Here is a 23,262-nt window from a genome sequence, read left to right as displayed (position 1 = left end):
AATAATAATTACCCAGACGTACAGCGTTGAGTTTGAAGAAAGTTAATCAATTAATAGATTAAATTGTTAAGGATAAACATGAATCTTTTTCAGACAGTTTCAAAGGTCTCTTTATTATCAGCTATTGTCATGATGACAGGCTGCACCGAGCTTCCGAAAGACTCGGGAGAGTCGAGCAATAAGCCACATCAAGAGCTTGTATCGCAAGCGGATAAAAATACCCAAGCAGAATCTAATTACCTATCTCACTTAAGCGGCGAAAATCCTAATTTTGTGAAACTGGACAATTATTTAGATACGTTAGCAGAGCACAATAAGTTGATGGCTTCAGTGGCGATTCGTCATAAAGGTGAGTTGATTTATGACCATCAGTCAGGCTTTGCTTCAGTAGAAAAAGGCATAATGCTTGATGCGGATACCAAGTTTCAAATCGGCTCGATTAGTAAGGTTTATACGGCGGTACTAATTATGCAGTTGGTTGAGCTTGAAAAGTTGTCTTTGCAACAGCCTCTAGCCGACTTTTTCCCCCAATTCCCTAATGCCAAATCTATTACTATCAAACACTTGTTATCACACCGAAGTGGTTTGTATAACTTTACTAATGGTGCTGATTACTTGGATTACCATGAGTCATCACAGACTCGAGAACAAATGCTGACTAAGCTGAGCGATTTTGAGCCTCAGTTCGAACCAAACGCGCAGTATGAATATTCTAATACAAACTATGTTTTACTTGGTTTTATTATTGAAGATTTGTTTAAAACCTCTTATGCCGAGGCATTAAAACAACAAATCGTCGCGCCATTAGGGCTGAGTCATACTCACTTCGGCGATGGTGTTGATGTAGAATTGAATGAAGCTCAAAGTTATCAATATAAAGGGCAGTGGCAAGTCGCAACACAAACTGACAATAGTATTCCTCACGCTGCTGGTGCGGTTGTATCTACACCAAAAGAAGTGACGGCGTTTTTGAACGCGCTTTTTAGTGGTGAACTATTAGATATGAAGACAGTGAAGATGATGACACAGCCAGGTCAATATGGACTCGGTCTCATGTCTTACCCTTTTTATGACAAAGTCGGATTTGGTCACAATGGTGGTATTGATGGCTTTGTCTCGAATGCAGTTTATTTTGACGATGGCGAGATTTCTAGGGCCGTGACACTAAACGGCCTGAACTACCCTTTTAATGATGTGTTGGTTGCCATACTAAGTGCCACCTATGGCAGAGAGTTTGATGTTCCAGAATTCGCTCCAAAGTCTACCGAAGGCGCCAAGAACATTGATTTTGAAGTCTTTGTAGGAGAATACCAGTCGAAACAATTACCGCTAGACATAAAGGTATTTGTTGAAGGCGAAACGCTAATGGCACAAGCAACGGGGCAAGGCGCGTTTCCATTAACGTTGCAGAATATAAACGAAAACGATTATGAGTATGTCTTTGACGCGGCGGGCATCATGATGTTGTTTGAGCCTAGTAAGAACAGCTTTGTATTAAACCAAGGCGGTGGCAAATTTCTATACAAAAAAGCATCGCATTAGCGGAGCGACCAAGTAACGATTAACATTGAGCCCATAACGGGCTCAAAATTTCACGCTAGAATCACAACGAGTGAAATAGCTTTCTTCTCTTTTATTTACCGTCAATGCGTTTACTTACTTTAACGTCGTATTACTTACTTTCAGTGCGTTTTACTTGCTGCCACAACGCTTCCATTTCCTCTAACGACAGCGAAGGCAGGTCAGCCCCAGCCAATTTTTCTACCCCTCTAAAACGTCGACTAAATTTATCGTTAGCCGCTCGAACGGTTTGCTCAGGGTTAAGCCCCAAATGACGGCTCACATTTGTTAATGCAAAAAACAAATCGCCTAATTCGTCAGCCATGGCTGCTCTTAATTCTTCTGGTGCTTCTTTGGGAGAAGTTTCTAATTTAGCAATTTCGGCTTGAAGCTCGTCAATCTCTTCTCTGACTTTATCAAGCGCACCACTAACATCAGGCCAGTCAAAGCCAACATGGGCTGCTCGTTTTTGAATTTTGTACGCGCGGTTAAGCGCCGGTAACGCGCTTGGGATATCGTCCAAAACAGACGGGGCTTGTTGGTTAGCTCGTTGTGCTCTTTCTTCTGCTTTGATTTGTTCCCAGTTGTATTTGATTTCATCGTCATTTAACGGCTTGTCACTGAGCGAGCCAAATACATGTGGGTGGCGGCGAATTAATTTCTCGGCCATGGTATTCGCGATAGCCTCAAAGTCGAACCGGTTTTGCTCTTTACCTAGTTGAGCGTAAAACACGACTTGAAATAATAAGTCTCCAAGCTCTTTAGGTAATTCCTCAAAGTCTTCTTGTTCTATTGCTTCAGCAACTTCGTACGCTTCTTCTAGTGTGTGTGGAACAATACTTTTAAAGTCTTGTTTTAAATCCCACGGACAGCCATTTTCTGGATCTCTAAGCATCGACATAATGAGCTGTAATTTGTCGATACCAGACAAGGCTATGCTTTCAACAGAGTTATCAGTCGCGTTGTCTTCAGCACTGGTTTGGATACTATCTGCGGTTAATTTTTCTAGTTTTTGCTGCCAATTCATTAGACGCGTTTTACCTTTATTACTTCTTCTACTTGACTGATTTTGTCTAATACTCGGTTGAATGCACTAAGGTTATAGACTTCGAGTTTAAGACCCATTTTGACCATTTGGTTATTTACATCAGAGTCTGTGCTCATACCGATAACGTTAATTTTTTCATTGGCTAATATAGTCGTAATATCACGAATCAAGCCGCTTCTATCATTGGCAAAAACTTGAACGTTAGAAACATAACCACCAGAGTACTGTTCTGCCCAGCTCGCCTCGATAAAGCGCTCTGGGTGGTCTTCCATCACGACTTTAAACTGCTCGCAATCTGCTCGGTGAATAACGACACCGCGGCCTTGTGTGATATAACCCACAATGTCATCACCAGCAATCGGATTACAGCAGCCAGCAAGTTGATTCATCAGGTTACCGACACCTTGTAGAACTACGCCATTTTGATATTTCTTGCCTTTTTTCCGTGGTTTTTGGATCAGTCTCGGGTCGTATTCTGGGCGCTGGTGATCTTCACGTAACGACTGTAAATAGTTGGTAACTTGGTTGATCCTAACGTCACCACCGCCAACGCCAGCCAATAAGTCATCTACAGAGTTTAGATTGAATCGAGCAACGGCTTTGTCGAGGTTTTCCCACGGAATATCAAGGCGATTAAGCTCGGACTCTAATAAATGTTTACCTTCAACAATGTTTTTGTCTTTGTCTTGCTGCTTAAACCAAGTTTGAATTTTGGCGCGAGCTCGAGAGCTGTGAACATAATCTAAATTAGGGTTAAGCCAATCTCGTTTGGGGTTGGGCTCTTTGCCGGTAATGATTTCGATTTGGTCGCCCGTTTTTAGCTGATAAGTAAAGGGCACAATACGATTAAAGACCTTGGCACCTATACATCTGTGACCGACATTGGTGTGAATATAATAGGCAAAATCAAGCGGCGTTGAGCCACTTGGTAAATCGATAACATCACCATTTGGGGTAAAGACATAAACTCTATCTTCCACCACCTGGTTGTGAACTTCTTCAGCAAACTCATCTGTGTCGGCCATTTCTTCTTGCCATTGCAGAAGTTTGCGTAGCCAAGCAATTTTTTCTTCATAGCTCGACATTTTGACGCTTTTGTTTTTACTGTCGCTTTCTTTGTATTGCCAGTGAGCCGCAACACCTAATTCTGCCTCTTCATGCATTTCTAGAGTGCGAATTTGTATTTCGATTGGCTTACCTTGCGGACCAATCACGACAGTGTGAATGGATTGATAGCCATTTGGCTTTGGCGTTGCGACATAGTCGTCAAATTCACTAGGAATATGACGCCAGTTGGTATGAATGACACCTAAGGCACTGTAACAGTCTTGTAATCGCTCAGTGACAACGCGAACCGCGCGTATGTCAAAGAGTTGCGAAAAGTCGTAGTCTTTCTTTTGCATCTTTTTGTAGATGCTATAGATATGTTTGGGACGGCCATAGACTTCGGCTTTTATGTCGAGTTCTGCCATTTTGTTAGACATGTCTTGGACAAAATCTTCGAGGTACTGTTGGCGATCGGCGCGCTTTTCTTCCAAGTTCTTAGCGATAGATTTATAAACATCAGGTTGTAAATAGCGAAACGCGTAGTCTTCGAGCTCCCACTTCAACTGACCGATTCCAAGTCGGTTAGCCAGTGGCGCAAAAATAGTTTGCGTTTCTTTGGCTGCTAGTACTTTTGTTTCTTCATCGTCGTTTTTAATGTTGCGAAGGTAAACAACTTGCTGACTTAGCTTGATAACGACTGAACGCACATCCTCGACCATAGCGGTGAGCATACGGCGAATATTTTCAGCTTGAGAGGCCGAATGTTTTACTCTTGATGATAACAACCCTAGGTTTGCCATTTTTCGAACGCCATTGAGTAGCGCTAAGATGTTTTTGCCAAAAGTGTTTGCAATGGCCTCTTTGAGTTTTTTGTCGCTGGCTTGTGGGCCAAAATACGGATAAAGCAGGGCAGCAATAAGACTTTCATCGTCCATACTCAGCTCGAGCATGATTTCAACGATTTGTAGGCCTTGACGGGTAAAATCGATGTCGTGAACAGGGTGTGCGTCCAAGCGTTTTTGTTGTTCGAGTAGCCATTCGACGCCATGATTAATGGCATCCACAGTGTGATCCTCGAGACCAGTAGCCTCAAGCCATTCACGGACATTATGACTCGTTAAAACTTGTTCAAGATTGTGAACTCGAGTGACAGAAACCACACTTAATCCCTTTTACGTTATTTACTGCTGATATAGGTATTTACTTTTCTAGTAAGACCATAGCCTCGACATGAGAAGTATTAGGAAACATATTAAGAATTCCGGCCTTTTTCAATTCATATCCGGCGCTTTTTAATAATTTTACGTCGCGTACCATGGTTGTCGGGTTACATGATATGTACAAGATCTGTTTGGGTTTGAGTTTAGGGATGGTTTGCATTACGGCTAACGCTCCATCTCTTGCCGGATCGAGTAACAACTTATCAATGGGCTTAAGCCATTTTGGCGGACGTTTTTCATCAAACTGTGACAAATCTGCTTGGTAAGCTTCGACATTGTCCAGTTGGTTTAGTTCCGCATTGTGCTTGAGTTGCTTTACCATGTTAAACACCCCTTCAACACCAATAACGTGTTTGGCTCTTTTAGCTAACGGCAGGGTAAAATTACCTACACCACTAAATAAGTCCAAGATGCGCTCGTTCGGCTCTGGTGCAAGCCAGTCCATCGCTTGTTCGATCATTTTTTCGTTAACTATAGGATTTATTTGAATAAAGTCTTTTGCGGTAAATTCGAAACGCAATGCGTCGCCTTGATATTCAAGCTGCAAACCGTTAGCTTTTTTGTGCTCTCTGAGGACTCGAAAGTCATTGTTATCAAGTTCGGCAATCAAATGAAAATCAAGTTGCTCAGCCACAGGCAACAAGAAATCTAAACTCGCAACATCATCCAATTTTGCTAAACGCACTACGACAGCATTGTAGTTATCGAGCGAGAATAATTGAAAATGAGTTAAGGCTTTTACTCTTTCGTCTGCCGATTGCAGTATCGTTGAAAAATGTGATTGATCATTTAATGCTGCTTGCAAGGCCTCAACAATTGGCATTAAAGGTGTTGCCAAAATAGGACACTCATTTAAGTTAACCACATTCTTAGATTGTTTGGTTCTGAAACCTAGTTTAATTGCTGGTCCATTTGAGGCTTCTTTACCTTTGCTTAGCCAGGTCACTAATCGAGCGGCTCGGCGGTAGCCCCATGCTGGACTTTGAATAGCCGGTGCCCAAACATCATCTGTCGTGCCGAGTGCTTTTTGCAGCAGTTGTTGTAGGGCGTTTTGTTTTTCAAGAGTTTGCTGGTCGTTATCTAAATACTGAACCTGACAACCACCACACTCATCATAATGTTGGCAGGTTGGCTTGGTGCGCAGTGGACTTGGCTCAATGATTTCCAAAAGTTCGCCTTGAATAACCCGCTCGGTGTAGCTAACGGCGTTGACTTTGACCTTTTCGCCTTTAATAACACCAGGAACAAAGGCGACTTTGTTATGTGGGTTGGAAACAATACCTTTGAGCTGCAAGTCATAGTTGTCGACTTGCCCGGTAAAATGACCAAGTTGCTTGGCGCTAGATGCATGTTTTCTTGATTTAAGTTGTTTACTGGGCTTGAAAATCTTTGCCATTGGTAGGTTTCCTGACTCGGTGACTTGCTCGTCTATTGTGTGAGTTAACGCTTTGGGTTAACTTAACGATATAATTTTAATGAAGTCATTATACTAGAAATTCTTTAATGAAAACTCAGCTTTCTATGCGTCAGTGGGCATTTCTTATCATTTTGTTGCCAGCACTGGTCATCAGTCTCCTTCTTGGAGGCTTTCTGATTTATAAGCGTCATGTCGAATTGGACGCTGCCCTCATCGAACAAGGTGTCAATATTGCTGAGCCTTTGGCGTTATTAAGTGCTCACTCCATTAGTAAAAAAGAACTGGGTTATTTAGTGCAGGCCCTAGATGCCGCCCATAGAAATGCTAGTCCAGTTGTGACCAATATTACCGTTTTTACGACCGATCATCAGGTTTATTTATCAACAAACCAGGCCAAGTCAGTGTCAGGAGCGACGTTACCCGCGGGTAAAACGATACCTCCGACAACCCAATCTCAAATAGAAAGCAACCGTATTTATGTGCGAACGCCTATTTGGGGCAAGGGTATTGATGACTCACCTGTTTTACTTATCAAAGGGCGCGATCGTGTTTTGTATGGCTACCTTGTCGTCGAACTAAGTCGAACAGCGGTCATGCTGAAACAACAGAAAGACTCCATTATTCTTGTAGTGATCATGCTCCTGTCGATTGTTGTGTGTTTTGGCTTGGCATTTTGGTTTGTTGAACGATTAATAAACCCCCTTAATATCTTCACCAGCACATTAGACAAAATTGACAAAGGTGAAACAAAAGCGCGAATTGTTGAGCCTTTGAATGGCGAGTTTGAGTTGATCAAGCAAGGTATAAACACATTGAGCAAAAAGCTTCATATTGCCAATGAGTTAGCCGAGCATAATATCAGTGAGCATACGCAAGAGCTGCAACAAACGGTTGAGCAGCTGGAAGAGCAAAACATTGAGCTGAGTATCGCCCGAAAAGATGCCCAAGCCGCCAATGATGTTAAATCTCAATTCTTGGCAAACATGTCTCACGAATTAAGAACGCCACTAAATGGGGTGTTAGGTTTTACTCGACAATTAAAAAAAACGCCACTCAATGCAAACCAAACAGATTTCTTAGAGACGATCGATTCCTCGGCAAAGAATCTTCTTCGTATCATTAATGACATTCTGGACTTCTCCAAACTTGATGCCGGTAAAATGGAGTTGGAAACCTTGCCATTTTCTCTTCGTGATACCGTTAATGAAGTGATGACGCTAATGGCACCGACTATTTTCGATAAAGGCTTGGATGTTCATCTTAGAATCGACTCAAGTGTGCCGGATGCATTACGGGGTGATCCCGACCGAATAAAGCAAATCATCATTAACCTAATGGGAAATGCGCTTAAATTTACCAACGAAGGCTACATTAGAGTCGACGTAAAATACTTAGGTAGTGATACTCAAGGTCATCAAATTAAGTTTTTGGTATCCGATACAGGTATCGGTATAGATGACGAAGGGAAAAAGCGTTTGTTTGCGGCCTTCGGTCAAGCTGATAGTTCTATTACTCGTAAATATGGCGGTACTGGACTTGGCTTAAGTATATGTAAAAAGCTGATAGAAGTGATGGGAGGCGAAATTGGCTTTAACAGTAAACTTGGACAGGGTAGCACCTTCCATTTCACTGCTAAAATAAAAGAAAACAATGTACCGGTTGCACAAGCATTGCCTACCGAAGAGCTCAATGGTCGCAGTATATTAGTGTTTGATAATAATGAGCAGTCCAATTCGGATCTGCAAGCGGTACTCAGTGATTACACCAATATGAGTGTTGTCGCGGTTGATAATGAAGAAGACTTATTGAGCGAGATTGGTAATGATTATGACATGGTGCTTTTATCTGTAGATGTATCACCGAACACGGTTGGTAAAGCTAAGCAACTCATAGCAAAAGCCAAAGAGCAATGTCAGCTCGTCTTTGCGATGATAAATAGTATCTCACCAAACTTAAAAGAAGCACTACTAAAAACCGGCGTTCATGCCTGTATTAGCCGTCCAATTAATCACAGTAAGCTGCTAAATACTCTAGCTCAACCTTATACCGTGGTGGATAAGAATACGGCCGTAAATACGGTTTCGTTTAAAGGCGTTAAGGTCTTGGCGGTAGATGATAATGAGTCAAACTTAAAATTGTTGTCATCTCTACTCGATGATATTGCAGTAGTAACAGATACCGCAGAAAATGGTCAAGTCGCGTTAGAAAAAGCGCAGAAGTACAGTTACGATCTGATTTTTATGGATATTCAGATGCCGATAATGGACGGTATTACGGCATGTCAAAAAATCAAAGAAGAATCACTCAACGAGCAAACGCCGATTATTTCAGTGACAGCACACGCCGGACCAGATGAACAAAAACATTTTCAAAACTGTGGCTTTGCGGATTATCTATCAAAGCCAATCGATGAAGAGATGCTAACTCAGGTCTTGGTTGAGTTTACGGGAATACATTGTGACATTGTCGGAGCAAACACTGTAAAGTCGATTAAAACAGCCTATGTTGAAGAGGATAGCGGTTTACCTGAATTTGCATCCCACCCTCATGTTGACTGGAGTATGGCACTTGAGCGCTCAGCGGGTAAACGAGACCTCGCCATTCAAATGTTATCGATGTTGGTAAAAAGTATTCCGGCTACGATAGAACAGCTAGAAGTCTTTTTAGAAGACGAAAACGTCGATGAAATTATAACGATAGTTCATAAGTTCCACGGCGCGTGTTGTTATACAGGTGTACCCAAAATAAGAGCGTTAGCCGAACGTATCGAAGTTGGCCTTAAGAAAACAAAGCAGCTTCGAGACTTAGAGCCAGAACTACTCGAATTACTGGATGAATTAACGAGTTTGAAAAAGGATAGTAGTACCTGGAACTTAGACTAAACTAGTTGGATGATCTGTGTTTGGCTAGTTTTAGCAATGCTTGTTTGAGTTTATCGTCAGTGCCATCTGTGAGGTTATTTGCAAGAGCTTCGATGGAATGGGCAACATCACTTGGCAATACTTTTGCATTAACTTTGTCTGTTCCAGTCGCGTCGTTCGAACTATCTACACGGTTACTAGCATTAGATCTGTTGGCATGATTAACCAACGTAGACTTTGGGCTGACCTTCATCTCTATCGTCACGGTCGCAGGATTGATTTGCTGTCTGACCTGCGAGAGAATACGGGATTGGTACATTTTGAACGCAGTGGCAATCGCAGCCGACGTCGTTTCAAGGTATAATATCGAGTTTTTAAAGTTGCACACTAAGATGTTTTCGGCGATATTGTCGTCTAAATGCTCAGAAAGTAGCGCTTTAATCGCTCTGAAATCTTTGGTTTTTTGTTGATATTGAACCAAATTCGACTGATGTCGATTGTTCTCAAACAATTCGTTCAGTGGCTTTGGTGATTTCAAAACAAACGGCCCTTTAAATTAGGTAGTATTTAATGAGTTTAACACTTATTTACAAAGGAAAAAACGTTCGTTTTTCGGCGAAAATGCCGAAAGCGCAATGGTTGCCAGTGGCAATTGCTTTCCTGATCGCTACTGTTTGGCTAGTCAGTACTGTTATTAAAGATAGCGGCGATACCGCTGAGGTACGAGAACAATTATTGAGTGCTCAACAAGAGTACAGTGACGAAAAGCAACAGCTCATTAGCTTAAAACGTCAAACTGAGCACCAGTTAAGTGCATTAGCTCTTAAGCTCGCAGAGATTAAGGGACAAGTAAACCGTCTCGATGCGGTTGCTTCACGAGTGGCCGAACAAGCCAAAATCCCAGCCGAAGAATTCAATTTTGATATGGAAGCCAATGTTGGTGGTCCTAATGCAGAAGATGCAGGAGACGTCATTACAGACGTAACCTCTCTCATTGCCGACATGGAGCAAATGTTAATGAAGCTCGATGGTCAAGAAAGAAAAATGGCGGTACTTGAATCTATCTTAATGAATACCCATATAGAAGAAGAGATATTTGTTTCTGGCCGCCCAATTAAATCTGGCTGGCTATCTTCATACTACGGTGTCCGAAAAGACCCTTTCACTAGCATGCCAGCTATGCACAAGGGGTTAGATTTTGCCGGAGATGAAGGCGCGGATGTTGTCGCAACAGGGGCAGGCGTGGTAACGTGGGCAGATTCTCGATTTGGTTATGGTAATTTAGTCGAAATTGATCACGGCGATGGCATTATCACTCGCTACGGTCATAACAAATCTATTGAAGTGGCTGTCGGCGATTTAGTCGAAAAAGGTCAAACCATAGGGAAAATGGGCAGTACAGGTCGTTCAACTGGACCACATGTTCATTACGAAGTAATTAAACGTGGTAAACAGGTTGATCCATTACCGTACGTTTACAGGAAAGTAAATTAGTTGTTTTGAACTGTCATTAAACTCAAAACACGATTTGAATAAAAACTAAACAATCGGCACAGGGCCGATTGTTTTCATTATAAGAACAGTCAGAAGTAAAGCTGAAAAATATGATCTCTTCATTGTTAACAAAACTTTTTGGTAGTAAAAACCAACGTAAGCTTAAGCAGCTCAATAAAATCGTCGCGGCCATCAACGCCCTAGAACCTCAATTTGAAAGCCTTTCGGATCAAGAACTCAAAGCTAAAACAGCTGAGTTTCGTGAACGTTTAAGTAAGAACGAATCATTAGATGACTTGTTACCTGAAGCCTTTGCTACCGTTCGTGAAGCGAGTAAACGTGTTTACGGCATGCGTCATTTCGATGTGCAAATGATTGGTGGTATGGTGCTGAACGAGGGCAGTATCGCTGAGATGCGTACCGGTGAAGGTAAAACACTAACAGCAACGCTGCCAGCCTATTTAAATGCGTTAACAGGTCGTGGTGTTCATGTTATTACCGTGAATGACTACTTAGCACGTCGTGATGCTGAGACTAACCGTACTTTATTTGAATTCTTAGGTATGACGGTTGGCTGTAATATCCCAGGTATGGGTCATGAAGAGAAAAAAGCTGCTTATGCTGCTGACATCACTTACGGCACGAACAACGAATTTGGTTTTGATTACCTTCGCGACAATATGGCGTTTAGTGCCGATGAACGCGTTCAAAAGCAGTTAGCCTTTGCTATTGTCGATGAGGTTGACTCGATTCTAATTGATGAAGCTCGTACGCCTCTTATCATTTCTGGCCCAGCAGAAGACAATTCAGAGATCTACATCAAAATTAACGAAATCGTACCTAAGCTAGAACGTCAAGAAAAAGAAGACGAAGAAGGCGTTGAAGGTGACGGTGACTTTACCGCTGATGAAAAATCAAAGCAGGTTTATTTAACTGAGCGTGGTCAATTGCGCGTTGAAGAGATTTTACGTGAAGCGGGTGTTATTGGTGAAGATGACTCACTATTCTCAGCCGCCAATATTCCGCTTCTACACAATGTGTATGCAGCACTACGTGCTCACGTTATGTACCAAAAAGACGTCGACTACATTGTTAACAATGACGAAGTTGTGATCATTGATGAACACACAGGTCGTACAATGGAAGGTCGTCGTTGGTCAGAAGGTTTACACCAAGCGGTTGAAGCAAAAGAAGGCGTTCGTATTCAAAACGAAAACCAAACACTAGCGTCTATTACTTTCCAGAACTTCTTCCGTATGTACGACAAGCTGTCTGGTATGACAGGTACAGCCGATACTGAAGCATTCGAATTCCAACAAATTTATGGACTAGATACGGTTGTTATCCCAACCAACAAGCCGATGGTCAGAAACGACATGACGGACTTGGTGTATCTAACCCAACTAGAAAAATTCAAAGCAATCATTGCTGATATTCGCGAATGTGAAAAACGTGGTCAGCCAGTGTTAGTAGGTACGGTTTCTATCGAGTCTTCAGAGTTGTTATCTAAGCTCCTTAAGAAAGAAAAGATCAAACACAACGTACTAAACGCCAAACAACACGAAAAAGAAGCACAGATCATCGAAGATGCGGGTTACCCAGGTGCGGTGACTATCGCAACGAACATGGCCGGTCGTGGTACCGACATCATGTTAGGTGGTAACTGGCAAGCAGAAGTCGCTCGTATGAAAGAGCCGACTGAACAACAAATCGAACACATTAAGAGTGAATGGCAAAAACGCCATGATGCCGTATTAGCATCGGGTGGTTTACACATCATCGGTACCGAACGTCACGAGTCACGTCGTATCGATAATCAGTTACGTGGTCGTTCAGGTCGTCAAGGTGATGCAGGTTCATCTCGTTTCTACTTGTCGATGGAAGACACGTTAATGCGTTTATTCGCCTCTGACCGTGTGACCAACATGATGCGTAAGTTGGGCATGGAAGAAGGTGAAGCCATTGAGCACCCGTGGGTGAACAAGGCGATTGAAAATGCACAACGTAAAGTTGAAGCGCGTAACTTCGACATTCGTAAACAGCTATTAGAATACGATGACGTTGCTAATGACCAACGTAAAGTTATCTACTCTCAACGTGACGAATTGTTGGAAGAGGGTGATATCGCAGAAGTAATCGAAAGCATCCGCCGTGATGTCGTTGCAACTGTATTAGACACTCATATTCCACCTCATTCACTTGAAGAAATGTGGAACTTAGAAGGTCTTGAAGAGCAACTAAATGCTGACTTCGGTGTCGACTTACCAGTTCGTAAGTGGTTAGAGGAAGACTCAAAACTTCACGAAGAGACGTTAAAACAGCGTGTCAGCGAAGAAATCGACGCGATGTACAAAGAAAAAGAAGCACAAGTTGGCGCAGACGTTCTTCGTCACTTCGAAAAAGCAGTGATGTTACAAAGTCTTGATCAGCATTGGAAAGAGCATTTGGCTGCGATGGATCACCTTCGTCAGGGCATTCACTTACGTGGTTATGCTCAGAAGAATCCAAAACAAGAATACAAGCGCGAATCGTTTGAGTTGTTCAGCAACATGTTAGAACAGCTTAAAATTGAAGTGATTAAGATCTTATGTCGTGTTCAAGTTAAAGCGCCGGAAGACGTTGAAGCGGTAGAAGAACAGCACCGTAAAGCGGAAAACACGCCAAAAGAATACCAGCACGACTCAGCGAACCAGCTAGCTAATGAAGAACAGCCGGCATCTCGTGTTCGCAACGAGCCTAAAGTTGGTCGTAACGATCCGTGCCCTTGTGGTTCTGGTAAAAAGTACAAACAATGTCACGGAAAATTAAGCTAGGGCTCAACTAGCTTAACGGTGACGAATAAAAGGTGAGCATGGCTCACCTTTTTTATTATCAAAACGTTTATTATCGAAACATTTATTCATCAAAACGATGAAAACGAAACGGTAATAGTAAAAGTGTTGTGAGTTAGAGAGTAGGTTAAATCTCTAGCTGTGGACACAATCAAGTTAATAAGATGGGATGAGTATGACAAAGGTCATTAGAGTCGCGGCTGCAATCATTGAACGCGACGGTCAGTTTTTATTAAGTAAGCGCTTGGATCATTTACACCAAGGCGGCAAGTGGGAGTTTCCTGGTGGCAAGATTGAAGCTGATGAGACAGTTGAACAAGCCCTAACCCGTGAATTGCTAGAAGAACTCGCTATCGACGTTACTTCACAGAGTCCATTTGAATCACTCACCTTCGCTTACCCAGAAAAGACAGTTCAGCTTCATTTTCAATGGGTCGACGGCTTCACCGGAGAAGCCAAAGGAGTTGAAGGGCAAGAAGTAAATTGGTTTAGCAAAACTGAGCTTTTAGAACTACCATTTCCTGATGCAAATGTTCCTGTACTCGAAAAGATAAAGGCGCTGTAAGCGCAATGAAAATGGTTGTTTCGGTGTAAACAACCGACAAACTACAATTGAGTAAAGGCACTAAAATTGTTACACTCCGGCACAATTTTTTGTTGCACGTTTTAAAATAATAAAGGTCACGACAATCCAATGTTTGAAGTAAATCCGGTCTTAAATCAATTAGCTGATATCCGTGAGCGTACTGACGTTCTTCGGGGGTATCTTTGACTATGCTGCCAAAAAAGAGCAGTTAGAAGAAGTCACCGGTGAACTAGAAGACCCAGAAGTTTGGAATGACCCGGCTCGAGCACAGGCGCTTGGTAAAGAGCGTTCGACGTTAGAGGCCATCGTTAAAACCATCGACGAATTGGACCAAGGGTGTGATGACGTTGAAGGGCTAATCGAATTAGCACAAGAGGCGGAAGATCAAGAGACCTTTGATGAAGCCGAAGGTGAGTTAAGCGAATTAGCCGCCAAGTTAGACACGTTAGAGTTCCGCCGTATGTTTGCAGGCGAGTTAGACTCAAACGATGCATATATCGACTTGCAGTCGGGCTCTGGCGGTACAGAAGCACAAGACTGGTGCAACATGATGTTGCGTATGTATTTGCGTTGGTGTGAAAGCAAGGGCTTTAAAACCGAGCTTATCGAAGCGACCCCAGGTGACGTTGCCGGTATTAAAGGCGCGACAATTCGCATCAGTGGCGAATACGCGTTTGGCTGGTCACGTACAGAAACAGGTGTACATCGCTTGGTACGTAAATCACCATTTGACTCTAACTCACGTCGTCATACGTCGTTTGCATCTGTGTTTGTATATCCAGAAGTGGACGACAACATTGATATCGATATCAATCCGTCGGATTTGAAAATTGACACTTATCGAGCGTCGGGTGCTGGTGGTCAGCACGTTAACACGACTGACTCTGCGGTTCGTATTACTCACGTTCCAACAAATACTGTTGTACAGTGTCAAAACGAGCGTTCACAACACAAAAACAAAGACCAAGCCATGAAGCAGCTAAAAGCGAAGCTTTATGAGCTAGAAATGTTAAAACAAAATGAGCAAAAACAAGCAGCGGAAGACGCCAAGTCAGATATTGGCTGGGGTAGTCAAATCCGCTCATACGTTCTCGATGATGCTCGAATTAAAGACTTGAGAACAGGCGTAGAAAACAGAAATACGCAAGCTGTTTTAGATGGCGATTTAGATAAATTTATTGAAGCTAGTCTTAAAGCAGGACTATAACTCGCTTTATTTATTTGGGGTTTGGCTAGAGCCCAACCTATAAAAGACAACATTAACGAAAAGTAACTGAGAACATCAATGACTGAACAACACCAAGATGCGAATAAGCTGATTGCAGAACGTCGTAGTAAGTTGGAAAAAATCCGCGAAAACTGCTCTGCAAATGCGCACCCAAACACGTTCCGTCGCGAACATTACAGCGACGACTTGCAACAAGAGTTTGGTGAGTTTGATAAAGAAAAGTTGATCGAGATGGATACCCAAGTATCTATCGCAGGTCGTATCATGGCAAAACGTGGTCCATTCATGCTTTTACAAGACATGAAAGGTCGCATCCAAGCATACGCGTCAAAAGATGTTCAAAAACAAATTAAAGAAAAGTACGGCGTATTAGACATCGGTGACATCATCGGGGTTTCTGGCCCACTGCACAAGTCAGGTAAAGGCGACCTTTACGTTGATATGCAAAACTACGAGTTATTAACTAAGTCACTTCGTCCGTTACCTGAAAAGTTCCACGGTTTAACAGACCAAGAAGCTAAATACCGTCAGCGTTATGTCGACTTGATCACTAACCAAGACACTCGTAAAACGTTCCACGTGCGTTCAAAAGTTGTTTCTGGCATTCGTAAATTCCTTGAAGAACGTGACTTCATGGAAGTTGAAACGCCGATGCTTCAGGTAATCCCAGGTGGTGCAACAGCTCGCCCATTCATCACTCATCACAATGCGATGAGCCGTGACATGTACTTGCGTATCGCTCCAGAGCTATACCTTAAGCGTTTGGTTGTTGGTGGTTTTGAACGTGTATTCGAAATCAACCGTAACTTCCGTAACGAAGGCTTGTCGACACGTCACAACCCAGAATTCACCATGATTGAGTTCTACCAAGCGTATGCTGACTACAAAGACTTGATGAACCTAACAGAAGACATGTTGCGCACGGTTGCTCAAGATGTTCTAGGAACAACAACGGTTGTAAACACAGTTAAAAACGCAGACGGTGAAGTAGTAGAAACGAAAGAATACGACTTTGGTCAACCGTTCACACGCTTAAGTATGTCTGACGCGGTATTAAAATACAGCGAAGAAATTGCTAACAACCCTGAGTGGAAAGCGGCGATTCAAGACCCAGAAAAAAACTTAGAAACGCTTAAAGTGATCGCCAAGTCGCTTCACATTAAAGAGCCAGAAGTAGATGGCATTTGGGGTCCAGGTAAATACTTGTGTGAAATCTTCGAAGAGACAGCTGAAGAGCAACTAGACCAGCCTACGTTCATTACTGAGTACCCGTGGGAAGTATCACCACTTGCTCGTCGTAATGATGAAAACCCATTCATCACTGACCGTTTTGAATTCTTCGTTGGTGGCCGTGAGTTAGCAAATGGTTTCTCTGAGCTTAACGACGCAGAAGACCAAGCAGCTCGTTTCCAAAAACAAGTTGAAGAAAAAGACGCAGGTGATGACGAAGCGATGCACTTCGACGAAGACTACATCCAAGCACTTGAATTTGGTTTACCACCGACAGCGGGTGAAGGCATTGGTATCGACCGTCTAGTGATGTTGTTCACTGACTCACCAACAATTAAAGACGTTATCTTGTTCCCACACATGAAGCCTTTAGCTTCTCAAGAGCAAGGCGACGAAGACGCTGAGTAATTTTTAAAGCGTTAGAAATAAATGAAAACGGAGTGTTTTGACACTCCGTTTTTTTATTCATGACAAATGTCACCTTAAATTGGTGACAAACCTCTCTAAAATACTTCTAAGTTTTCACCAATAATCAACTTGAACTTAACCAAGGAGATACATTATGAAAACTTTAATCACTCGTGTAACACTAATCGCGTCACTTACTTTTTCTTTTGCAGCAACAGCGGGTCAGTCTGAAATTGACCAAATTGAAAAAGCAGCAGCGACGTTAGATACCCAAACACTTTCGACTCTTTCAGCGCAATACAGCGGCTATGACAAAGCATTAGGCCTTTATCGTTTAGCTTTAAGTCACAACTTAAAAGCTGAACAAGAAGAAGCCAAAGTAGCGCTTAATCGCTCTATGGAAACCTTAGAGTCATTAACTGAAAGCAACCCTGATAATGCAGAAGTAAAAGCATTGTTGGCACAAGTCTACGGCTACAAAGTCGCGATGGAACCTTTGAAAGGTGCTTATTACGGAATCAAGTCTGGCCAAACCTTAGATGCCGCTGAAGAAATGGCACCAAATAACCCACGCGTAATGCTCGTTAAGGGTATCGGTAAGCTAAACACACCGCCTATGTTCGGCGGCAGTAAAGAAGCGGCGCAAACCGCTTTTGAAAAAGCCCTTGAAGCCTATAAATCAGACCAATACTCAGATTATCACTGGGGTGAAGCAGAAGCTTATACCTGGTTGGGTCTTGTTCACCTTCAACAAGGTGACGTAACCAAAGCACAAAATCATTGGCAACAGGCGTTAACGGTAAACCCAGACTACGGTTGGGCAAAAATGCTAATTGCACAAAACCAATAGTATGTCTTTAGTCCAACGGCAGTGGTTTGCTTTTTAAGTAAACCACTGTATTTTATTAATTAAACCTTAAAAATTAGGTGAAGAAGGAAGCCAGTAGTGATTTCTCATAAGACAACAATGCCACCTATTGCTGATACTGCGGCAGCGAAATGGGCTTACTCATCCCTAGTATTTTCAATTTTTTACTTATTTAACGTCGTTGTTAATTTTAAGCATTACACCACACCCGATTTGATAATGATCGCCGCGGTTTACCTGTCTTTCATTGTTTGCTTTATTGGGGCAACGCGAACCAATGACAATCGTGCGGTCGGGTTTATTTTAGGGATTATAGTGGTCGCTGGACTGGGGACGGCGATTACACCAGGAACCAACGCGCTCTTTGGCTACGCGGCTTTTCTTGCTGGTTATTACTTCTCGTTAAAGTTGTCGGTCAGTATTTTATTGTTAAATTTAGCTGTGCAAATGACGGCTGCTTATTTAATGAATTATTGGCACCCAATGTTCTTAGGACCGTCAATTGCGGTATCTCTTGGCCTGCAAGTATATGGCGTATTTAGCCAAAAAGAATATTTTTACAAACAAGAACAAGCCCAGAAAAACCAACAAATAGAGCAACTTGCTGCGATTGCTGAACGTGAGAGGATTGCGCGTGATATGCACGATCTACTTGGTCACTCATTGAGCTCATTGGCTCTTAAAAGTGAATTGTCACAAAAACTGATCGACAAGCAACAATATGAAGCGGCAGGCAAAGAAGTACAAGACGTCGCTCAAATAGCAAGAGAATGTTTAACCCAAGTTAGATTGGCGGTCTCAGGTCTTAATCAAACTGGCCTCAAAGCAACGATAAATAAGCTGACTGAGCAACTTGAGTCGATGAAAATTGAAGTATTTACTGACGTTTCTTATCAAGCACTTCCTGCTAAAGTAGAAAGCGCGCTTATTATGATCTTAAAAGAGTCTGTTACAAATATCATGCGTCACAGCAAAGCCACCAAAGTGAGTATCGCCCTCAGTCAGTCAAACGAGCACTGGTATTTACATGTCAGCGATAATGGTCAACATGGTGTGATACAGCAAGGCAATGGACTCAGAGGCATGGCTAAACGTGCAGAAGAGCTTGGTGGCCAATTTAAATTACAACAAAGTACAGAAAAGCAAAGTGGGGGCGACAAAGGTTCCGGCTTGGCAATCCATATAACTATTCCAATTGAAAAAACGATCAACGACAAGGACGCTTAATGATTAATATACTCGTGGTAGAAGATCAGGCAATGGTTCGTGGTGCGATCAGTGGTCTATTATCACTCGAAGACGATATTAACGTTGTTGGCCAAGCGGAAGATGGCCAACAGGCACTCGAATTGATTGAGAGTTGGCAGGGCTCTGCTCAGGAGTCAGACAAAGGAGCCATTGATATTGTTTTAACGGATATCGAAATGCCCAACATGTCCGGTATAGATTTGGCGAGCACATTAAAAGAACAACACCCTAAGCTCCAAGTTGTGATCATGACCACCTTTTCTAAGTCAGGTTATATCAAACGCGCACTGAACTTGGGAGTAATGGCCTTTTTACTTAAAGAAGCCCCCATTGAAGACTTAGTCAGCGCAATCAAAAAGGTGCAAAGCGGCACTCGAGTCGTGAACCCAGAGCTCGCATTAATGGCATTAGATGACAATGATCCTTTATCAGAGAAAGAACGCAAAGCGATAAAATTAGCAGGTGATGGATTCAAAACAGCGGATATTGCCAAAAAGCTGTTTTTGTCTGAGGGTACGGTGCGTAACTATTTGTCAGAAGCGATTGCTAAGCTTAACGCCACTAACCGAATTGAAGCCGCTCGTATTGCCAAGCAAAAAGGTTGGATTTGAGTCTAGGAACAAGACCATGAAGCCAAAAGACATTGCTAAAGCCTACGACAAACTGACTCACCGCTGGACGAGTCCAAACTACAACTTGTCTAATGGCGTCGCTCAACACGAAAAAGCCTTGGTCTTTTGTAAGAGTCGTAACAACGCGATTGATATTGGTTGTGGCTGTACTGGTCGATTCTTCCAGCTCTTAAAAAGCAAAGGATTTAAGGGGCTTGAAGGGCTCGACTTTTCGCCCAAAATGCTTGAGCTAGCAAAACAAAATTATTCAGATGCAACCTATATTCACGCCGATATATGTGAATATTCACTGCCAAATCAATACGATTTTATTACTGCTTGGGACAGTATTTGGCACGTGCCGTTAAACCTGCAACGATCGGTACTCACTAAATTAGTAAATGCCTTAAACCCTGGCGGTATTTTAATTTTTTCTTTTGGTGGGACTGACAGTCCCGGTGACCACGTTGACGATGCAATGGGCCAGAAAGTTTATTATTCCTCGCTTGGTACAAATGGTTTCTTAAACCTTTTTATGGAACTAGGTTGTGTTATTAGGCACCTAGAGTTTGACCAAGGATTGGACCTGCACGCTTATATGATTATTGAAAAGCCAAGTTAACGTTAGCTAATTCCAATAGAGTTAAGATAAGTATTAAACTCACCTAAGTTTTACATCACAAGGAAGGCAATATGTTTTTTACTCACTTTAAGCTTGAATCCGAGCCGGAACTAACGAATTTTGAAGAGTTAGAAAAAAAAGAAATCATCTCGATTGCGATAAATAAGGCTAGGCAAAATAACCCGCTCAGTAAAAAATTAGTATTAGCCCTGTTGTTCGGGGTTTGGTTGGGACCTGCTCTATTATTTTTCTTTTTCGTAAGAGCCGAATTGTCGTTTATTTGGTTGTTTACCGTGATTTGGATATTGAATTACAAAATATCACAAATTGAAATACCTAAAGTGAGACCCTTTATTCCAGTAGCGATAGACGAGTTTAATAAATCTCGAAAGGCAATTTGAGCCAATTTTTCTACCTGAAGCCTATTGTCCAACTTGTATGCAATTGATTTTTATATAAAATCTAGCGAGTAATATATTGGAGTTCTCATCACCAAAGGAAAAAAGATGTCTCAAAAAGCAAGCACAGAAACACGCCAAAATATATCTACTCTTAGTTTTGGTGCAGTCACCATATTAGTTTCGATACTGACTTGTTCTACTGCATTTGCACAAAAGGGTGATAGCTACCTTGGCGTCACTTATGCCATTCAAAACATTGCCCAAAACGATACGCAAATGGAGACGTTGAATCTTAAAGCAGGTTATTACCTGCGAAATTCTTTTGCACTCGAAGCGATGGTCGCCAAAAGTGTTGAGAACAAAGAGGCCTCAGCGAAAAATATTAACGGTTCAGAGGTGTTTGCAAAACACGAGCTTGATCAACAGTTTGGGATTTATGGAAAATGGTTTTTTTACCCGACCAACAAAGTTCGCGTTTTTGCTCTTGCAGGCTATACCGCGACAAAATATCAATACACAGGATTTTTAACGGGTACCTTGGAAAGTGGTGCTCCTTTTGAAACTAAAATGGAATACAACGGTGAGCTGACTGGACTCACATATGGCGGCGGTATATCCATCGATTTACATCAAGACTGGGACGCGATATTAGAGTTACACCAGTTACCTAAATACGAGTCAGATAACTGGGGCAGCGTCAGTTTAGGTGTGACCTATCAATTTTAATATTTGTAAAAACGACAAGCCTTAATTGGCATTAGCTAATTGAGCAATATCGTTGGCCCAGTTGGTTTTCGGGAATTCCAAAAAGCGACCTAGCTCAGTGTCTCCCTTATAGACGATAACGGTTGGAGTACGTTTAATACCGTATTTTAACGCCATGCCTTCAGGATCACTTTTGCTCGTGTCGAGTGCATAAAATGTCGCAGCGACATTTTCATTTTTCGAGCGTTCGAATAAGTTAATCAAACGTGGCACTTCTCTAACACTGTCGTGACACCATTGACCAAAAAACACTTTTACTGAGATTGGTTCTGCAATACTTTGTAATTGAGCAACTTGCGTGTCAGTAATGACAGAACGGTCAAAATGCTCATTAAAAGACTTAAACGATGACATGATTTCAGGGCCAGTAATTGCACCAACATAAAACTCTTGAGCTGGATTGGTATCTGCAGCAAAACTTGGTAGTGAACCAAAGCCTAAGACGAGGGAAAGGGATAGCAAAACTGAAATTTGTCGTTTATTCTTCATAATTGTCAAGTTCTCGTGAAATAGTGTGAATATGTCTTTTAAAAGAGTCTAAAGGGAAGCGTAAAAACTTGCACTTGGTTTTATCAAATTAAAGGAAAAAGAGTTTGAGCAAGAGTTTGTATACGACGTTGCAGGTAGCAACATCAGAGTTAGGTGTCAAAGCAGTTAACCGCAGTTTTTTGGGTTTGGTTGTGATGTTTTTATTGGCTAGCCTTGCCTTTATGGCATCAAATGCGATGGCCGCCAATACATACATTACAACGGGCGAAGTTGAAGTTTACGACGAGCCCAATGGGACAGTTATCGCGACTTGGCCAAGTCACACTTTATTTACTTCAAATAAACAAGACACCGTATGGGTTCGGGTCTCAGGTCATTTTCCAGAAGGCGAATGGCAGTCTATTTTTCCTATGTGGTATGTCAAAGCGGATAGCCCGATTGAAGTCAAAAAGGCTCGTACCGTCAACGCGCCAGCGACTCAGTTTTATACCGAATTACCCGAATCAAAAAAGAAAGCTCGAGCTTACCGCTTATTAGAATCGGCAGAGGTGTTTGATGGTCAGGGTAACTTAATGGAAACGTGGCCGACGGGCATGACATTCACTTCCGCGTATCAAAACGATCAACAGATAAAAGTAACCGGAACCTTCCCAGATGGAGCTTGGCAGCGCTTAGACAATGCTGTTTGGCTTAATAAGCCTGTTCGAATGCAAGACCGCAGTCAACCGACTATGTTTCCAAGAGCTGAGGACACCAAAAGGTTAGTGGTCATTGATAAAGAAAAGTTCAGTTTGACCTTATTTGAAATTAAAGATGACTTGGTCCAACCTATTTTAACTTCACCTGTCGCACTCGGTTACGATCGCTGCCTACCTGCAGCACAGGGTGGCAAATGTTATTACACACCAGAAGGGGAGTTTGAAATCGAATTTAAACTCTTTGAAACGGATGGCATCAAATGGTGTATTCCTAAAAAAATGGAAGCGGAATTTGCCGATAAGATTGCTAAAGGCCAACGTTGCTGGCGCGGCATAATGGGCAATCACGCACTGCACTTTGGTAATTCACTATTCTTACACGGTACGTCTAATCCAAATTCGATTGGTAGTAAAACCACACATGGCTGTGTAAGAATGAGAAATCAAGATATAGCCTTGGTTTACCGATTGTTATCTGAGGGCGATAAAGTCCTGATTACCGAAAATTATTCGGATACGGTAGCAGGGCTATACGCTGAATACGAAGGTATGGCTGACTCTGAGCGTTTTATTGATGCGCCGGCGCCAACGGAAATGGCACCGTCAGAAGAAAGCGTCGTTATTGACTAA

At 42.3% G+C, this 23,262-nt stretch carries 19 protein-coding genes; 14 read left to right on the top strand and 5 right to left on the bottom strand.

Annotated elements, in window-relative coordinates; translation table 11 throughout:
* Positions 1-78 precede the first annotated feature (78 nt).
* Positions 79-1,542: a serine hydrolase domain-containing protein gene (locus AC4E96_RS09830; RefSeq protein WP_490255693.1), complete on the top strand. Its 1,464-nt coding sequence runs from the start codon at positions 79-81 to the stop codon at positions 1,540-1,542.
* A 130-nt stretch (positions 1,543-1,672) separates the two neighbouring features.
* On the opposite strand, the gene mazG is transcribed toward AC4E96_RS09830, so the two are convergent.
* From mazG to rlmD, 3 genes are read right to left on the bottom strand one after another with little or no spacing between them, the layout of a single operon-like run.
* Complete coding sequence (mazG, locus tag AC4E96_RS09825) at positions 1,673-2,587, bottom strand: nucleoside triphosphate pyrophosphohydrolase (RefSeq protein ID WP_490255692.1); 915 nt, start codon at positions 2,585-2,587, stop codon at positions 1,673-1,675.
* Positions 2,587-4,815 carry a GTP diphosphokinase gene (relA, locus tag AC4E96_RS09820; protein WP_490255691.1) on the bottom strand — a complete coding sequence of 743 codons (2,229 nt, stop codon included), beginning with the start codon at positions 4,813-4,815 and terminating at the stop codon, positions 2,587-2,589. Before relA ends, mazG begins: the two co-directional genes overlap by 1 nt.
* 40 nt (positions 4,816-4,855) lie before the next feature.
* Complete coding sequence (gene rlmD, locus AC4E96_RS09815) at positions 4,856-6,271, bottom strand: 23S rRNA (uracil(1939)-C(5))-methyltransferase RlmD (RefSeq protein ID WP_490255690.1); 1,416 nt, start codon at positions 6,269-6,271, stop codon at positions 4,856-4,858.
* 107 nt (positions 6,272-6,378) lie between these two features.
* On the opposite strand from rlmD, the gene barA reads away from it, so the two are divergent.
* Complete coding sequence (gene barA, locus AC4E96_RS09810; protein WP_490255689.1) at positions 6,379-9,174, top strand: two-component sensor histidine kinase BarA; 2,796 nt, start codon at positions 6,379-6,381, stop codon at positions 9,172-9,174.
* A 1-nt stretch (position 9,175) separates the two neighbouring features.
* On the opposite strand, the gene AC4E96_RS09805 is transcribed toward barA, so the two are convergent.
* Positions 9,176-9,691: a DciA family protein gene (locus tag AC4E96_RS09805; protein ID WP_488033865.1), complete on the bottom strand. Its 516-nt coding sequence runs from the start codon at positions 9,689-9,691 to the stop codon at positions 9,176-9,178.
* Positions 9,692-9,723: 32 nt separating this feature from the next.
* Between AC4E96_RS09805 and AC4E96_RS09800 the strand changes: the two genes are divergently transcribed.
* The 11 genes from AC4E96_RS09800 to AC4E96_RS09750 all read left to right on the top strand — a co-directional run bounded on the left by AC4E96_RS09800 (position 9,724) and on the right by AC4E96_RS09750 (position 21,406).
* The gene (locus AC4E96_RS09800; protein WP_488033864.1) at positions 9,724-10,647 is read left to right on the top strand and encodes a peptidoglycan DD-metalloendopeptidase family protein; all 924 of its coding nucleotides are present in this window, start codon (positions 9,724-9,726) and stop codon (positions 10,645-10,647) included.
* 110 nt (positions 10,648-10,757) lie between these two features.
* The gene (gene secA, locus AC4E96_RS09795) at positions 10,758-13,460 is read left to right on the top strand and encodes a preprotein translocase subunit SecA (protein WP_490255688.1); all 2,703 of its coding nucleotides are present in this window, start codon (positions 10,758-10,760) and stop codon (positions 13,458-13,460) included.
* Positions 13,461-13,653: 193 nt separating this feature from the next.
* On the top strand, positions 13,654-14,043 hold the full coding sequence (gene mutT, locus AC4E96_RS09790) for an 8-oxo-dGTP diphosphatase MutT (protein WP_490255687.1): 390 nt from the start codon (positions 13,654-13,656) through the stop codon (positions 14,041-14,043).
* A gap of 129 nt (positions 14,044-14,172) precedes the next feature.
* A protein-coding gene (prfB, locus tag AC4E96_RS09785; protein ID WP_490255686.1) for a peptide chain release factor 2 occupies positions 14,173-15,271 on the top strand; the annotation gives its coding sequence in 2 pieces (ribosomal slippage) (positions 14,173-14,247 and positions 14,249-15,271; 1,098 coding nt in all).
* 78 nt (positions 15,272-15,349) lie between these two features.
* Positions 15,350-16,930, top strand: a complete 1,581-nt coding sequence (gene lysS, locus AC4E96_RS09780; protein WP_490255685.1) for a lysine--tRNA ligase — start codon at positions 15,350-15,352, stop codon at positions 16,928-16,930.
* A 154-nt stretch (positions 16,931-17,084) separates the two neighbouring features.
* Positions 17,085-17,780, top strand: coding sequence for a tetratricopeptide repeat protein (locus AC4E96_RS09775; RefSeq protein ID WP_490255684.1), 696 nt, complete (start codon positions 17,085-17,087; stop codon positions 17,778-17,780).
* Positions 17,781-17,876: 96 nt separating this feature from the next.
* A complete protein-coding gene (locus AC4E96_RS09770) occupies positions 17,877-19,025 on the top strand; it encodes a sensor histidine kinase (RefSeq protein WP_490255683.1) in 1,149 nt (382 codons plus the stop codon).
* Entirely contained in the window at positions 19,025-19,657 is a 633-nt protein-coding gene (locus AC4E96_RS09765) for a response regulator transcription factor (protein ID WP_490255682.1), read from the top strand. The genes AC4E96_RS09770 and AC4E96_RS09765 overlap by 1 nt, the downstream gene beginning before the upstream one ends.
* Positions 19,658-19,673: 16 nt before the next feature.
* Positions 19,674-20,279: a class I SAM-dependent DNA methyltransferase gene (locus tag AC4E96_RS09760; RefSeq protein ID WP_490255681.1), complete on the top strand. Its 606-nt coding sequence runs from the start codon at positions 19,674-19,676 to the stop codon at positions 20,277-20,279.
* A 71-nt stretch (positions 20,280-20,350) separates the two neighbouring features.
* On the top strand, positions 20,351-20,680 hold the full coding sequence (locus tag AC4E96_RS09755; RefSeq protein ID WP_490255680.1) for a hypothetical protein: 330 nt from the start codon (positions 20,351-20,353) through the stop codon (positions 20,678-20,680).
* 105 nt (positions 20,681-20,785) lie between these two features.
* Positions 20,786-21,406 (top strand): outer membrane beta-barrel protein, encoded by a 621-nt coding sequence (locus AC4E96_RS09750; RefSeq protein WP_490255679.1) that lies wholly within the window; start codon positions 20,786-20,788, stop codon positions 21,404-21,406.
* Between the two features lie 21 nt (positions 21,407-21,427).
* On the opposite strand, the gene AC4E96_RS09745 is transcribed toward AC4E96_RS09750, so the two are convergent.
* The gene (locus AC4E96_RS09745) at positions 21,428-21,934 is read right to left on the bottom strand and encodes a thioredoxin family protein (protein WP_490255678.1); all 507 of its coding nucleotides are present in this window, start codon (positions 21,932-21,934) and stop codon (positions 21,428-21,430) included.
* A 104-nt stretch (positions 21,935-22,038) separates the two neighbouring features.
* Between AC4E96_RS09745 and AC4E96_RS09740 the strand changes: the two genes are divergently transcribed.
* Positions 22,039-23,262: a L,D-transpeptidase gene (locus AC4E96_RS09740; RefSeq protein ID WP_490255677.1), complete on the top strand. Its 1,224-nt coding sequence runs from the start codon at positions 22,039-22,041 to the stop codon at positions 23,260-23,262.

The sequence above is a fragment of the Psychrosphaera sp. genome (assembly GCF_982872775.1).
This window is presented reverse-complemented; position numbering and strand designations above follow the sequence as displayed.

Bases quoted from the DNA above. Each gene is read 5' to 3' on its own strand.
- secA (WP_490255688.1), top strand. From the start codon at position 10,758: ATGATCTCTTCATTGTTAACAAAACTTTTTGGTAGTAAAAACCAACGT.
- mutT (WP_490255687.1), top strand. From the start codon at position 13,654: ATGACAAAGGTCATTAGAGTCGCGGCTGCAATCATTGAACGCGACGGT.
- AC4E96_RS09755 (WP_490255680.1), top strand. From the start codon at position 20,351: ATGTTTTTTACTCACTTTAAGCTTGAATCCGAGCCGGAACTAACGAAT.
- rlmD (WP_490255690.1), bottom strand. From the start codon at position 6,271: ATGGCAAAGATTTTCAAGCCCAGTAAACAACTTAAATCAAGAAAACAT.
- AC4E96_RS09830 (WP_490255693.1), top strand. From the start codon at position 79: ATGAATCTTTTTCAGACAGTTTCAAAGGTCTCTTTATTATCAGCTATT.
- AC4E96_RS09765 (WP_490255682.1), top strand. From the start codon at position 19,025: ATGATTAATATACTCGTGGTAGAAGATCAGGCAATGGTTCGTGGTGCG.
- lysS (WP_490255685.1), top strand. From the start codon at position 15,350: ATGACTGAACAACACCAAGATGCGAATAAGCTGATTGCAGAACGTCGT.
- barA (WP_490255689.1), top strand. From the start codon at position 6,379: ATGAAAACTCAGCTTTCTATGCGTCAGTGGGCATTTCTTATCATTTTG.
- AC4E96_RS09775 (WP_490255684.1), top strand. From the start codon at position 17,085: ATGAAAACTTTAATCACTCGTGTAACACTAATCGCGTCACTTACTTTT.
- mazG (WP_490255692.1), bottom strand. From the start codon at position 2,587: ATGAATTGGCAGCAAAAACTAGAAAAATTAACCGCAGATAGTATCCAA.
- AC4E96_RS09750 (WP_490255679.1), top strand. From the start codon at position 20,786: ATGTCTCAAAAAGCAAGCACAGAAACACGCCAAAATATATCTACTCTT.
- AC4E96_RS09800 (WP_488033864.1), top strand. From the start codon at position 9,724: ATGAGTTTAACACTTATTTACAAAGGAAAAAACGTTCGTTTTTCGGCG.
- AC4E96_RS09745 (WP_490255678.1), bottom strand. From the start codon at position 21,934: ATGAAGAATAAACGACAAATTTCAGTTTTGCTATCCCTTTCCCTCGTC.
- AC4E96_RS09760 (WP_490255681.1), top strand. From the start codon at position 19,674: ATGAAGCCAAAAGACATTGCTAAAGCCTACGACAAACTGACTCACCGC.